This is a genomic window from Streptomyces sp. NPDC002573 (assembly GCF_042889625.1).
In the GTDB taxonomy this organism is placed as follows: domain Bacteria; phylum Actinomycetota; class Actinomycetes; order Streptomycetales; family Streptomycetaceae; genus Streptomyces; species Streptomyces gibsoniae.
The window spans coordinates 124706-138889 of sequence record NZ_JBIARC010000010.1; the positions used below are offsets into that span (position 1 = coordinate 124706).

Genomic DNA, 14184 nt, shown 5'->3' on the forward strand with positions numbered 1-14184 from the left:
CGCTCCTACGACCACCGGGAAGGAGGAACAGTCGTGATCCGTAAGCCGGTCCGCCGGGGCGTCAGCTCCCGCAAGTCTGCGCTGTAGGCCTGACGGCCCTCGCTCCCCGTCCCTTCGGCCTCCGGAAGGAGGAACAGCCATGATCCGCAAGCCAGTTCGCCGGGGCGTCAGCTCCCGCAAGTCGGTGGCCTCGTAATCCGGGCCCTTCTCTGTGGCGGGCACCGCGGCCACCGCGTGCCCGCCACCGCCTTTTCCCGCACACGGCACCACCCCACCCACTCACAGGAGCCTGAAATGGAGTTGACCGACCGCGTCGTGCGGATCGTGCACGTACCGGGGGCCGGGCTGCTGGCCGCCGACGTCATGGGCCGCATCCACCTGCTCGACGAGAACCTGCACGTCCTCAGGTCCTCCGCCGCCCCGACGGGAAGTGTGGCCGCGGGCCACGCCCCGGTGTACACCGTGACCGCAGCCGGTGACTGGGTGGTGGGCCGCGACAAGCGCGGGACGCTGCTGCGCTGGCGTCTGGACACGCTCGACCTGGTCGACGTCCTCGACGCCGACCGCACGGCCAACCGCGCCGAACTGCTGGAGGGCGAGGAGCCCTCCCCGGTGATGAGCCGCGGCATCACCGTGCACAAGGGCAAGGTCTACATGAACAACGGCTACCGCCAGATGGCCGTCCTGGACCTGGAGACCTTCGCCGTCGAGCGCATCGAGCCGAACTTCGCGGGCCATGTCCCGCTGGAGTGGTTCTGCCAGGACCACCCGGAGATCGACGCGGCCTCCGACAAGGCCGGCCGGGTCTTCCTCGGCGACCTGGAGACCCTGGACTTCCCCACCGTCGTCCAGGCCGACGGCGGCAACATCCACCGCATCCTCTACGACCGGCTGCACGACCGGTTCTGGGCCACCCAGGACGACGGCGTCGACGAGAACGACAACATCGCCAACGGCGTGCTCACGCTGGACGTGCACGGCAACATCACCGGGCAGCTGCTGCTCGCCCGGGACGACGTGGAGTTCCTGGCGTTCTCGCCCGACCAGCGCACGGTGTACGTCGGCGGCTTCGACGGCGTCCTGCACCTGCTGGACAACAGCACCCCTGAGCTCCGGGTGGCGTCCACGGTCACCGGCTTCTCCCACCAGCTCACCGACTTCGCCGTCGCCGACGACGGCACGATCTACACCCTCACCCAGGACGGCGACCTGCGCCGGCTGACCGCCGACGGCACCCGGACCCTGGCCCGCGCCCCCTTCCGGCGCCAGTGCGTGTGGGACATCCGGCCCTCGGTGGACGACCCGGCCGAGCTGTACGCGGCCACCGACGACGGCGTCGCCGTGCTCTCCCTCGTCCCCGACGGCCTCGGCGAACCGCGCCTCGACCTGCGTGCCCACCACACCCACGGCATGGGCTTCACCCGGCGCGTGGTGCCGCTGCCGGGCGGCTGGGCCGGTGTCACCCGCGACCAGTGGGTCTTCCGCGCCGACCGGGACGGCACGGTGCTGTGGCGGCACCGCCTCGGCTCCCTCGCCCACACCGTCGCCGGCTCCCCCGACCACACCCGTCTGCTCGCCTGCCACAACGACGGTGTCGAGGAACTCGACGCGGCGACCGGTGAGGTGATCTCCCGCCTGGACATCGGACGGGCCTCCGCCTGGGCGGGCTGCTATCTGCCCACTGGGGAGCGGGTCATCGCCTCCAGCACCGGCCTGGTCGGCGTCCACGCCGCCGAGGGCGACGCGGTGCTGCGGGAGTTCGACACCGAGGAGTACCCCAAGCGGATGTGGGCCGACGGCCCCGACGCCGTGATCATCAGCGGTGAGAACGGCGTCAAGCGCGTCTCGATCGCCGACGGCGAGGTCACCCACCGCTGGACCGAGCTCCTCGACAACACCGTCGAGAACGGCGTCCTGCTGGCCGACACCGTCTACGCGGTCTCCTACGGCGCCCAACTGTCCGCCTACGAGCGCGAGTCCACCGAGATCACGGCCCTCGTGGAGGACCTGCCGGACTTCGCCAAGGCGCTCGCCGCCGTGCCGTTCGCGGACGAGCACGTGCTGCTCGCCGGCGGCCGCGGCGGCTGGATCCGCCTCTTCCGCCTGGCCGGCGAGGACCGCAAGGCCCCGCTGACCCGGGTCCGTGACCTGCTCCTGCCCCGGCAGAGGACCATGCCGTGAGCAGCCCGGCCGCGGAGCAGTCCAAGCCGTCACCCTGGCGGGACCGCCGGTTCCGGATCTTCGCCGCCGGCAACGTCGTCAACAACATCGGCGAGGCCGTCTACACCGTGGGGCTCCCGCTGTTCGTCTACGCACGCACCGGCTCGCTCACCGTCATGTCGCTGCTGGCCGTGCTCACCCCCGCCACCCTGCTGCTCGCCCCCGTGCTCGGCGCGATCGTCGACCGGCACGGGGCGCGGGTCCTGGTGGTGCCGGGGCTGCTGGCCCAGGCCGCCGCGGCGATCGCGCTGAACCTGACCGGCCTCGCCGCCCACGCCCCGGTGTGGCCGCTGTTCGTCTTCGGCGCCCTGGTGCAGATCGGCGGCGCCGCCTACCGGATGGGCTGGATGACGGGCGTGGCGCACATGTTCCCGGACAACCCGGTGCGCTCCCGGGCCAGCCTCGGCAGTCTCTACACGGTCACCAACGTGGTCGGGCCGCTGCTGGTCAGCGCCGCCCTGCTGTGGGTCGGCTACGCGGGACTGCTCTGGTTCAACGTCGTCACCTTCTTCGCGCCGATCGCCGTATGGCTGACGGGCGTCCACCCGCCCCGGCAGCAGCCCGCCGACCGGGCCGGCGGGATGGCCCGGGGCCTGGTGGACGGCCTGCGGGTGATGCGGACGACGCCCGTACTGCTGCACGCCGTCCTGGTCTTCGTGCCGATGCTGCTGGTCGGCACGACCGGCACGATGACCCTGTCCCTGTTCCGGCTCCAGCACGACTGGGACCTCTCGCCGCGCACGGTCGGCCTGGTCCTGGTGGCCGTGCGGATCGCCGGAGTGCTCGGCACCGTCCTCGTCTCCGAGCGGAAGACCTTCCCGTTCCGCGCGATCGTCCTCGTCGGCACCCTCGGCATGGGCGGGGCCCTGCTGCTGATGGCGTCCCGCTCGGAGCCCGTGTTCGTCACCGCGATGGTCGTGATGTTCGGGTTCCAGGCCGCGCTGGGCGTGGCGAGCGACCTGATGGTGTTCACGTTCGTCCCCGCCGACGCACTGGGCCGGGTCGGCGGCATCGTCGACCTCGTCCTCGGCCTGCCGGTCCTCGCCGGACCGCTCGCCGTCCCCGCCCTCGCCGACACGCTCGGCGCGCCTGCCACCTTCCTCGGCTTCGGCGGCCTCCAGCTCGCCGGCCTGCTGTGGCTGTGGCGCACCTGGCGGCAGTGGGCGCCTTCCGCACCGCACATCTCGTCCCGAGAGGAGGCCGTCCCCGCATGAACGACGGCAGCAACACCACGTGGCAACCGGGCCGAACGGCCGTCCGCGCCCGCGTCCCGGTCACCCTGCACCGGGCCGGGCACCGCACGGCCGACCTGGTCACCTTCACCGATCTGCCCGACCGCAAGGAGCACATGGCCGTGGTCGTCCCCGGCCCCCGCCGCACGGTTCCCCTGGTCCGGCTGCACAGCGAGTGCCTGACCGGCGACGTGTTCGGCTCGGCGCGCTGCGACTGCGGCCCCCAACTGGAGGAGGCGCTGCTGCGCGTCGCGGGGGAGGGCGGGGCCGTGCTGTACCTGCGCCAGGAGGGGCGCGGGATCGGCCTGTACAACAAGCTCGACGCGTACGTCCTGCAGGACCGCGGCAACGACACCTTCGAGGCCAACCGGCTGCTGGGCCGCGGCGAGGACGAGCGTGACTACACGGCGGCCGCCGAGATGCTGCGCGCCCTCGGCCTGACCCGGGTCCGGCTGCTGACCAACAACCCCGACAAGGCGCGGCAGCTGGCCGACCTGGGCATCGAGGTCACCGAGACCGTGCCCACCGGGGTCTATCTGACCGACGAGAACGGCCGCTACCTCGATGCCAAGGCCCGGCACGCCGGGCACACCCTGCTCGTCCCGGACGCCCTGCCCCTGGTGTCCGCATCCCGTACCGAAGACCTGGAGGTGTCTGTCCTGTGATCCGCCACAACGGCCCCATCAGCGGTGTCGCGGCCTACGACGGCAGGTACGTGGCCACCGCCGGCTACGACAACCAGCTCGTCCTGTGGGACGCGCACACCGGCCGGGCGCTCGCCCGCGCCGTCCACGACCACCTCGCCAACCAGGTGTCCTTCAGCCCCGACGGCCGCCATCTGGTCTCCTCCTCCAGCGACTACACCGCACGCCTGTGGTCGGTGCCCGACCTCAAGCTCCTCGCGGTGCTCTCCGAGCAGGAGGACGACGTGGAGATGTCGTCCTTCCACCCGTCCAAGCCGCTCATCGCCACCGCGTCCCGTGACCACCGGGTCCGGGTCTACGACTTCTCCGGCACCCTGCTGCACACGTTCGGCGGTCACACCGCTGACGTCATCTCCGTCGAATGGGCGGCGGTCGGCGACGAGCTGGTCTCCTCCAGCGACGACGGCACCATCAAACGCTGGTCGCTCGTGACCGGCGGCCTGGTCTCCGACACCGACCTCGGCGGCATCGAGACCGACACCATCGCCGTCACCCCCGAGGGCACGGTGTACGCGGGCAACGACGAGGGGGAGATCGTCGTCCTCGCCGCCGACGGGACCTCCACCCACCACGCCCACAAGGCGGGCATCAAGCGACTGGTGCTGGACGTGGCCCAGGGCCGGATGGTGAGCCTCAGCTACGACCGCACCCTGCGGGTGTGGGACGTGACCGACGGGCTGCGCCCGGTCGCCTCCTCGACCTTCCCGGCCGACGTGTGGCCCCGCTCGTGCGCCTTCCTCGACGGCGACACCCTGGCCTTCGCCACCTTCGGGTCGTCGTACGCCATCCACCGCATCGCCGACGGCAGTTGGGACCTCGACCATGTGGAGCCCACCCATGGCGTGAACGCCGTCGCGGTGCACGAGGGACGGCTGCTGACCATCGGGGACGCCGGGATCCTGCGGACCGACGGTGTGCCGGCCGCCGAGACGGGCAGTCTGTGCAACTTCCTCACCCCGGCCGGCGGGCGGGTGTTCAGCGGCGGCCAGATGGGCACCGTCTTCGACGCGCTCACCGGCGAGGTGCTGTACCAGCACCGCTCACCGCTCAACTGCGGCGCCGCCTTCGAGCGCGCCGGGGTGCCGCACGTGGTGCTCGGCGCCTACACGGGTGAGGGCCTGGTGTTCTCCGTCCGGCCCGACGGCGCCGTCCGGCACGAGGCGACGCTGCCGCTGCACACCGGCGCGGTCAAGGGTGTGGCGGTGTCCGGGGACCGGATCTTCGCGGTGTGCGCGGACGCGGCGGCCTCCTGGTTCTCCACCGAGGACTTCACCGAGGCGGCACGCGTCGACGCCGCCCACGACCGGATCGCCAACGGCTGTGCGGCGCTGCCCGGCGGGCGCTTCGCGAGCGTGAGTCGGGACGGGCTGCTGCGGCTGTGGGACGGCCCCGCCGCCATGGCCCTTCCGACCCCGCACGACCACTCGGTGAAGTGCGTCGCCGCCTCGCCGGACGGCCGGTACGTGGCCACCGGCTCCTACAGCGGCCTGGTCGCCGTCTTCGACACGGAGTCCGGGACCTGGCCGGTGGTCCAGCGCCCGACCACGGCAGGCATCTCCTCGCTGTGCCACGACCCGCGGCGGGACGCCTTCCTGGCCGGTTCCTACGACGGGCGGGTGTACGAGATCCCGGGAGGCGACCGGTGAACCCGAACCTGGTGGGCGACCGGGCGGCGATGGGACTGCCCGACTCCTTCGTGCGGCGCAGCTCCGAGGAGGCCATCGGCACCCACCGCGACCTGCTGACGGCCTCCCCCGAGACCCTGATCGCGGTGGCGACGGCGCCGCACGAGCCGTGCCCCCGGCGGCACGCGGCCGGCACCGTGCTGGGCCTGCTCGGCGATCCGCGCATCCGCGTCCTCGACCCGGAGATGATCGACGTGCCGGCCGCCCGGGTCACCCTCGGCCTGGCGCCGGAGCGGGTCGCCGAGGTGACCGACCGATGGCGGCACGTCGGCGTGGTGGAGGAGTGGATCGCGAAGGAGAGCCCGGCCCACGAGGTCGACCTCGCGGCCTTCCGTATCGCCCGCTACCCGGTGACGAACAGCGAGTACCGCGTCTTCCTGGAGGACACCCACGAGACCTGGCTGCCGCGGTCGTGGCCGTTCGGCGTCCACCCCCGGGAGCTGGCCAACCACCCGGTGTGGGGCGTGCCGGCGGAGGCCGCCGACGCGTACGCGGCCTGGCTGTCGCGGCGCACGGGCCGCCGCTTCCGGCTGCCGTCGGAGGCCGAGTGGGAGTACGCGGCCTCGGGCGGTGACGGCCGCGAGTACCCGTGGGGCGAGTCGTTCCGGCCCGAGTGCGCCAACACCGTGGAGGCGGGCCCGCTCACCACGACCCCGGTCGGGGTCTACCCCGCCGGGCGCAGCCCGTTCGGCGTGGACGACCTCGGCGGGAACGTCGAGGAGTTCGTCGCCGACGACTACCGGCCCTACCCCGGCGGCGCCCCCGAGCCGGACGATCTGCTGCTGACCCAGGGTTCGTACCGGGTGGCCCGGGGCGGCAGCTTCACCCGCTACGGCGACCTGACCCGGTGCCGCAGGCGGCACGGCTGGTACGACAAGCCCATCTACGTGATCGGCTTCCGCCTGGCCGAGACCCCGTGACCGCTGCACCGCGAAGGCCGGCGCCGGGCCGGCCTTCCGCGGCGGCTCCCGACGCACCTGCGCACGACGGCCGTTGGGCGACCGCTGTGTTCCGTATCACACAGCCGATACTTCACGTCCCCGCGCCGAGTCCTAGGATGGGGGATCGTCTCCGGTCGGGGCGGAAAACGGGGGGTGGACGAAAGGTCCATGGCGCTGGGGGAGTCGGGACACTTTGCCGTCAGATTCAACATTCTGGGATCACTGGAGGGCTGGCACGGGGAGCGGCGACTCAAGCTCGGCAGCCCCACACAGGAACGCGTGCTGGTCACCCTGCTGCTGGAACCGGGCCGCATGGTCCCGGTGCCCCGGCTGGTGGCTGCCGCGTGGGACGACGAGCCGCCGCAGACAGCCGCCCACCAGGTCCGCAAGGCGGTCGCAGCGCTGCGCAACCGCATCCCGGGCGGCTTCGAACTGATCGTCACCGACGGGATCGGCTACCGGGCCGTCCTGGAGGACGGGCAGCTCGATCTGCATCTGTTCAACCTGCATGCGCGACTCGCACGGGAGGCGGTGGCCGCCGGACGTGCCGCGGAGGCGGCCGACGAACTGCGCACCGCGCTCGACCTGTGGCGCGGGCCGGTTCTCGCGGGCGCGGGCGGCGAGGTGATAAGCGCCGCCTCCGCCGCCCTGGAGGAGCGGCACATGACGGTCGCCGAGCAGTATCACGAGCTGCGCCTCGAACTCGGTGAGGCCGCCGAACTCGTCGCACCGTTACGTGAGTTGGTCACCTCGCACCCGCTGCGCGAAGCCCTGCGCGGTCAGCTGATGCTCGCCCTGTACCGCTCGGGCCGGCAGGCGGAGGCGCTGGAGGAGTTCGGCCGGGTCCGCGATCTGCTCGTCGAGGAGCTCGGCATCGACCCCGGCGCCGAACTCACCCGGCTCTACGAGGCGATGCTGCGCGACAGCCCCGAAGTCGCCCCCCGGCCACCGCAGTCGGTGACCGGCCGCGGGGCGCCGGCGCCCGTCGCCCAGGACGACCTGCCGCCCAAGCTGGAGCAGCCGCCCCGGACCCTGCCGTACGACCTGCCCGACTTCACCGGGCGGGAGGCGGAGCTGCGGCGGATCGTCGCCGCGGGCCGGGCCCCCGGCCGGGGTGCCGCCCGGATCCTCGGTATCGACGGCATGGGCGGCAGCGGCAAGACCGCGCTCGCCGTGCACGCCGCCCACCGGCTGGCCGAGGAGTACCCGGACGGGCAGCTCTTCGTCGACCTGCGCGGGTTCAGCCCCGGCGAGAAGCCGCAGGAGGCCGGCACGGTGATCGACTCCCTGCTGCGCAGCCTGGGGGTGCCGGACGACCGGATGCCCGACGGCCTGGAGCGCAGGATCACCCTGTGGCTCAACATCGCGGAGCAGCGCCGGCTGCTGCTGGTCTTCGACAACGCCGTGAACGCCGCGCAGATCCGGCCGCTGCTGCCTCCCTCCGAGGGCTGCCTGGTGCTCATCACCAGCCGGATCCGCATGCTCGACCTCGACGGCGCCGAGTGGCTCTCCCTGGAGCTGCTCTCCGGCGACGACAGCGCCGCCCTGCTGGCCCGCACCCTCGGGGAGGAACGTTCCTTCGCCGAACCCGGGGCCACCGCCCAGCTGGTCCAGCTGTGCGGGGGGCTGCCGTTGGCCCTGCGGATCACCGCCGCGCGCCTGCGCAACCGGCCGCGCTGGACCGTCCAGTACCTCGTCGACCGGCTGGCCGACGAGACCCGCCGGCTGCATGAACTCAGCGCGGGCGAACGCAGTGTGGAGGCCACGCTGCGGCTGTCGTACCAGGCGATGGAGGAGGGCCGGCGCGCCGCGTTCCGGCTGCTGGCCGAGCATCCCGGCGGCACCCTGGACGTGCACTCCGCCGCCGCGCTGCTGGGCGGCGACGTCCATGAGGCCGAGGACGCCCTGGAGCACCTCCTCGACATCCATCTCCTGGAACAGCCGGAGATGGGCCTCTACAGCTTCCACGACCTGGTGCGCACCTACGCGATGGCGCTGCGCGGTGACGAGGACGGCGCCCGGGAGGCGGTCCAGCGACTGGTGTCGTACTACGTCACGGCCAGCGAGGCCGCCTGCGACGTGCTCTTCCCGGGGCGGTCACGGTACGACACCGGTGCCGACCGGCGGCCGTGGCGGCTGCCGGAGATGGCCGACGACGAGCAGGCGCTGCGCTGGTTCGGCCGTGAGCACGACGCGCTGCGCGTCGTCGTGGAGCGGGCGGGTGCCTACGGGCTGCACCGCGACGCGGTCGTCCTCGCCCGGAACGTCATGTTCTATCTCAACCTGCGCGGCCACCACGAGGAGTTCGGGGCGATCAGTCGGCTGGCGGTCGACTCCGCGCGGGTGCTCGGGGATCCTCCGCTGCTTCAGGTGAGCCTCGGCAATCTGGGGATCGCCCACTGGTGGCTCGGCGCGTTCCAGGACGGCATCGTGGTCGCCGAGGAGGCGCTGCAACTGGCGTCGGCCACCGACCACCGGCCCACGGAGGCGTTCTGCCTGGATGTGCTGGGCCTGCTGCACAGCGCCCTGGGCAACTTCGAGCGGGCCTGCGTCTATCTGGAACAGGGCATCGCGCTGCACCGCGAGCTCGGCGTGGCGCGGATGGAGGCGGAGGCGCTGGCCAACCTCAGCTCGGTGCTGACCTGGACCGGCCGGTACGCCGACGCCGCCGGGCACGCGGCCCGGGCGACGGAACTCAACCGGCGGCTCGGCGAGCGCGGCAACGAGATCACCTCGCTCACCTGGCTCGCGCTGGCCCACCTCGGCCTCGGCGAGGACGAACGGGCGCGGGCCTGCCTCGCCCAGGCCCTCGAACTGTGTGACGAGACGCTCCAGCCCGGCAACGTGGCCTTCGTCCACGCGCACTGGGCCCAGCTGTGCCAGCGGCTCGGCCAGGACCAGACCGCCGCCGAGTACGCGGACCACGCCATGGAACTGGTCTCGGCCCGGGGTATGCCCCTGCGGCAGGCGGCGGTCGCCAACGTCGTCGCGCTGGTCCATCTGCGGCGCGGCGAACCGGCCCGGGCCATGGACCTCCACCGCCACGCCCACCGCCTGGCCTCCGCCCTGGGCTACCGCATCGAGACGGCCCGTGCCCTGCACGGCATGTCCCAGGCGGCCGAGGCCCTGGGCGACGCCACGGAGGCCGAGTCCCACCGCAGGGCGGCCGATGAACTGTACGACGTGATGGACGTGACGGAGGCGGGCCGCCACATGTGACGGCCCGCCTCCCCGGCGCGCGGAGGGGTCACGCGACCGCCCCGTCAGACAGCCGCACCACCGGGCCCCCGGCCGTCGGCCGGGACGGCGGCGATGATTCCGGGGCCGCGGTCGTCGGCGGGGACTGCCGCGGCGATGGCTCCGGGGCCGCGGTCGTCGGCGGGGGTGGCTATGGCGACGATCCCGGGCCTGCGGCCGTCCGCCAGGACCTTCGTGCCGACGACACCGGGGCCGCGGTCGTCGGCGGGGGTGGCTACGGCGACGATCCCGGGCCCGCGGCCGTCCGCCAGGACCTTCGTGCCGACGACACCGGGGCCGCGGTCGTCGGCGGGGGTGGCCGTGGTGATGATTCGGGGGCCGCGGTCGTCGGCGGGGACTGCCACGGTGATCACTCCGGGGCCGCGGTCGTCGGCAGGGGCCGCTGCGCGGATGACCCCGGGCCCGCGGCCGTCCGCCAGGACCTTCGTCGCGATGACTCCGGGGCCGCGGTCGTCCGCCCGGGCGGGCCGGGCGGTGTGGCCCGGGGCGGCCGGCCCGACGGCCAGGATCGCCAGGCCGGTCACCGTCACCACGGCCGCCCTCGTCCGCTGAGTCATCGTGCTCATCGTCGTTCCCCCTGAGAGTTCGGTGATCGTCCCGTCCTCGGGACGTCACCGATGCTGCGGGGGAGCGTTCCCCGTGCCTTCCCGAGTCGTTCCCCACGGGAGGGAAGGGGCGGGGGAAGGCGTACCGGCGCGCGCGCCGCCCGCCCCGGCAGGCCCCGTCAGACGGCGGTGGCGTTGACGGTGACCGGGATGTTGCCGCGCGTGGCCTTGGAGTAGGGGCAGATCCGATGGGCGGCGGCGCCCAGTTCCGTGGCGGTGTCCTGGTCGACGCCGCCGAGTTCCAGGTTGAGGACCGCGGCCAGGCCGAACTCTCCGTCGTCCCCGTGCTCGAGGGCGACTTCGGCGGTGATGGCCGTGCTGGTCAGCCGTACCTTGCGCTGCGCGGCCGCCCGGCGTACGGCTCCGAGGAAACAGGCCGCCCATCCCGCGGCGAACAGCTGCTCCGGGTTCGTGGCGTCGCCGGCACCGCCCAGTTCCTTCGGGATGGACAGCGTCGTCTCCAGCAGTCCGTCCGCGGACCGGACGCGGCCGCCGTTACGGCCCTCTCCGTCGACGTGGACAGCGGCGGTGTAGCTGACTGCCATGGCCAGGATCCCCTCTTGTGCATCAAACACCGGGTCGACGGGGACGCCCTTCTGCGTCACCCGTTCAGGCGGTGACTGAATGCTGACAGCGGGGACCGTCACCCGTCAAGCAGGTGACGCCTGACGACGTCGACTCATGCCGACGGGTTCTCAGTCGCTGTGTGAGCGGCTGCCGAGATGAGCGGAAACGCTTGCGTCACTACCTTGACCAGTGATGCAGGCTCTGCAACAGTCATCCCGTACGCACCTTGGCGACGTTTCACGGAGGGCTCACGTGATCAACAGGCGCACCTTCGGCAGGGCCGTGGGCACGAGCGCGGCGGCCGTTTCGCTGGGCGGAGTGCAGGGGGTCTCGTCGGCCTCCGCCGCCACATCACGCGGGACCGCGGCGCGGGCCGTACCTTCGGTCGGCCCCGGCGCGCACACCTCGTTCCCGCACCTGAGGCAGATCAGGGCGGGCCTGCTGGACATCGGCTATGCGGAACTGGGACCCGCCCACGGCCCCGCGGTCATCTGCCTGCACGGCTGGCCGTACGACATCCACAGCTATGTGGACGTCGCCCCACTGCTGGCCGGGGAGGGCTACCGGGTGATCGTCCCGTATCTGCGGGGCCACGGCACGACGCGCTTCCTCTCCGACCGGACGTTCCGCAACGCCCAGCAGTCCGCCATCGCCCTCGACATCGTCGCCCTGATGGACGCCCTGAAGATCGAGAAGGCCGTGCTGGCCGGCTTCGACTGGGGCTCGCGCACCGCCGACATCATCGCCGCGCTCTGGCCCGAGCGCTGCAAGGCTCTCGTGTCGGTGAGCGGCTACCTCGTCACCAACCTCCAGGCCAACCTGAAGCCCCTGGCCCCCGCGGCCGAGCACGCCTGGTGGTACCAGTACTACTTCGCCACCGAGCGAGGCCGGGCCGCCATGGAGGACAAGACCCTCCGCCACGACCTGACCCGGCTCGTCTGGGACACCGTCTCCCCGACCTGGGACTTCGACGATGCCACCTTCGAGCGCACGGCGGCGGCCTTCGACAACCCCGACTACGCGGCCGTCGTCATCCACAACTACCGCTGGCGGCTGAGCCTCGCCGACGGGGAACGCCGCTACGACGGACTCGAGAAGCGGCTCGCCACGCGGCCGGTCATCGAGGTGCCCACCATCACCCTCGACCCCGACCGGGACCCCTTCACCGCTCCGGGCGGCGGCATCTCGTACCGGGACCGGTTCACCGGCGCGTACGAGCACCGGACCCTGACGGGGATCGGCCACAACGTGCCCCAGGAGGCCCCCGCCGCCTTCGCCCGGGCCGTCATCGACGTGGACCATTTCTGAGTCACCCTCTTGGCGGGTGACCATCTCAGACACAGACACAGACACAGACACAGACACAGACACAGACACAGACGTCGAAAGGAGTCAGGTCATGGAGAGCCAGAACACGAAGGACGGCGCCGCGGCGGCACGCCGAGCGCGGTTCGGCAAGCTGCCCGAGCGCATCCGCTACGAGGAGATGGTCGAGGAGAAGGCGGCTACGCCGGCCGACTCCACGCGATACGCCTACGACCCCGAGGCGTCGTGGATGTCCTTCTCCTGTCTCGCCGCCGACCTGGGCCTCTGAGCCCGGCGGTGTCGATCGGCCGCCGCTTCGGTGGGTGACGTGTCTTGCCCGGCACCGCAGTAACCGGCCAGAATGGTGATGTGAACCTCGACCATGTCTTCGTATGCGGAAACCCGGCACTCGACTTCGCCGCGACGCTCCGAGCGCGCCGCTCGGTTCGCTTCGAGATGTTCGCGACGCCGGACCGGCTGAACGCATGGTACGTGGAGTCCGGCCTCGTCGACGCCGTCTCCCCCAGCCGGGAGGCCGACGTCGAGGAGGCCACGACCGTACGGGAAGCCATCTATCAGCTGGTCACCGCCCGTCGGCTCGGGGAGGAGTACGACGGGGCGGCGCTGACCGTGGTGAACAACGCGGCCCGCAGACCGTCCGCCGTACCGCAGCTCACTCCGTCGGGGCGATGGACGCAGGCGACCCCGGAGGAAGCCCTCTCCATGGTGGCGCGCCATGCCGTCGAGCTGCTGAGCGGTCCGGACGTGCCCCTGCTCAAGGAGTGCGACAACCCCGAGTGCACCCGCACCTATATCGACCGCTCGCGGGGCATGCGCCGGCAGTGGTGCGGGATGGAGTCCTGCGGCAACAAGATCAAGGCGGCGGCGTACCGCGCCCGTAAGAAGGCCGTGCCCGCGACGGCCCACTGACCCGGCGACCATGGCGACGGTCTGACGGTCTGACGGCCTGACGGTCTCAGGCCGTCGCCGACGCACCCTTCGTCGCGCGAAGGTGTGCGATCCCCGTGTCGAGCGCCGCCCTGAGATGGGTCGAGTCGCCCGTGGACATCATGATGGTCACGCCGCCCTGGATGCCCGCCAGCAGCGCGGCGGCCGTCCGCTCCACATCGAGGTCCGGCGACACCAGGCCGTTCTCCCGGAGGGTGCGCATACCGCGGGCGAGCTGCTCCTGCCACTGGCGCATCAGCTCCGTCACGATCGCCCGCGCACCGGGACCGGACCGCCCGACCTGTAGGAACAGTGATCCCAACGGGCAGTGGTCGCCCTGGAGTTCATAGCGTTCCACCACCGCGTCCCGCCACTGGTGCCAGGACTCCCACGAGTCCAGCCGTCCCAGATGCGGCTGTTGGTCCGCCAGGACGCGGTCCGCCTCGAACTGGGCCACCGCCAGCAGCAGTTCGTCCTTGCCGTCGGGGAAGTAGTGGAAGAGCTGGCTCTTGCTCGTGCCGGTGCGGCTGCGGATGTCGTCGAGTGTCGTGAAGGCGACACCCTGCTCGCGCAGCACCTCGGCCGCTCCCTCGACGATGCGGGCCCGAGTGGCGCGGCCCTTCGCGGTCAGCGCGTCCGGCATACGGCCTCCTCTGTCCCCCACCTCAATGGACCATCGGGTCCATTTTACCGAACGGAGGGCCCGGACGACGGCGAGA

Annotated in this window: 12 protein-coding genes; 9 read left to right on the forward strand and 3 right to left on the reverse strand. The window is 72.2% G+C overall.

Translation table 11 applies throughout. The features are described from left to right. Nucleotides 1–294 precede the first annotated feature (294 nt). The 6 genes from ACFYX0_RS12815 (at nucleotide 295) to ACFYX0_RS12840 (ending at nucleotide 10001) form a co-directional block, all read left to right on the forward strand. On the forward strand, nucleotides 295–2181 hold the full coding sequence (locus ACFYX0_RS12815) for a WD40 repeat domain-containing protein (protein ID WP_388969724.1): 1887 nt from the start codon (nucleotides 295–297) through the stop codon (nucleotides 2179–2181). Continuing rightward, nucleotides 2178–3434, forward strand: coding sequence for an MFS transporter (locus ACFYX0_RS12820; protein ID WP_388969725.1), 1257 nt, complete (start codon nucleotides 2178–2180; stop codon nucleotides 3432–3434). Before ACFYX0_RS12815 ends, ACFYX0_RS12820 begins: the two co-directional genes overlap by 4 nt. After that, nucleotides 3431–4117, forward strand: a complete 687-nt coding sequence (gene ribA / locus ACFYX0_RS12825; RefSeq protein ID WP_388969727.1) for a GTP cyclohydrolase II — start codon at nucleotides 3431–3433, stop codon at nucleotides 4115–4117. The genes ACFYX0_RS12820 and ribA overlap by 4 nt, the downstream gene beginning before the upstream one ends. After that, nucleotides 4114–5802, forward strand: coding sequence for a WD40 repeat domain-containing protein (locus ACFYX0_RS12830; protein WP_388969729.1), 1689 nt, complete (start codon nucleotides 4114–4116; stop codon nucleotides 5800–5802). The genes ribA and ACFYX0_RS12830 overlap by 4 nt, the downstream gene beginning before the upstream one ends. Beyond that, entirely contained in the window at nucleotides 5799–6761 is a 963-nt protein-coding gene (locus ACFYX0_RS12835; RefSeq protein ID WP_388969731.1) for a formylglycine-generating enzyme family protein, read from the forward strand. The genes ACFYX0_RS12830 and ACFYX0_RS12835 overlap by 4 nt, the downstream gene beginning before the upstream one ends. Nucleotides 6762–6950: 189 nt before the next feature. Then, nucleotides 6951–10001, forward strand: a complete 3051-nt coding sequence (locus ACFYX0_RS12840; protein WP_388969733.1) for a BTAD domain-containing putative transcriptional regulator — start codon at nucleotides 6951–6953, stop codon at nucleotides 9999–10001. A gap of 44 nt (nucleotides 10002–10045) precedes the next feature. Here ACFYX0_RS12840 and ACFYX0_RS12845 read toward each other — a convergent pair whose 3' ends face one another. Beyond that, entirely contained in the window at nucleotides 10046–10606 is a 561-nt protein-coding gene (locus ACFYX0_RS12845; protein ID WP_388969735.1) for a hypothetical protein, read from the reverse strand. 158 nt (nucleotides 10607–10764) lie between these two features. After that, nucleotides 10765–11190, reverse strand: coding sequence for an organic hydroperoxide resistance protein (locus ACFYX0_RS12850; protein WP_388969737.1), 426 nt, complete (start codon nucleotides 11188–11190; stop codon nucleotides 10765–10767). A 274-nt stretch (nucleotides 11191–11464) separates the two neighbouring features. Between ACFYX0_RS12850 and ACFYX0_RS12855 the strand changes: the two genes are divergently transcribed. From ACFYX0_RS12855 to ACFYX0_RS12865, 3 genes are all read left to right on the forward strand, one after another. After that, the gene (locus ACFYX0_RS12855) at nucleotides 11465–12520 is read left to right on the forward strand and encodes an alpha/beta fold hydrolase (RefSeq protein WP_388969739.1); all 1056 of its coding nucleotides are present in this window, start codon (nucleotides 11465–11467) and stop codon (nucleotides 12518–12520) included. Nucleotides 12521–12611: 91 nt separating this feature from the next. Next, nucleotides 12612–12806 (forward strand): hypothetical protein, encoded by a 195-nt coding sequence (locus ACFYX0_RS12860; protein WP_388969741.1) that lies wholly within the window; start codon nucleotides 12612–12614, stop codon nucleotides 12804–12806. Between the two features lie 80 nt (nucleotides 12807–12886). After that, nucleotides 12887–13447, forward strand: a complete 561-nt coding sequence (locus ACFYX0_RS12865; RefSeq protein ID WP_388969743.1) for a CGNR zinc finger domain-containing protein — start codon at nucleotides 12887–12889, stop codon at nucleotides 13445–13447. A 46-nt stretch (nucleotides 13448–13493) separates the two neighbouring features. Here the strand turns inward: ACFYX0_RS12865 and ACFYX0_RS12870 are convergent, their stop codons facing one another. Beyond that, a complete protein-coding gene (locus ACFYX0_RS12870) occupies nucleotides 13494–14108 on the reverse strand; it encodes a TetR/AcrR family transcriptional regulator (RefSeq protein ID WP_388969745.1) in 615 nt (204 codons plus the stop codon). Nucleotides 14109–14184 lie beyond the last annotated feature (76 nt).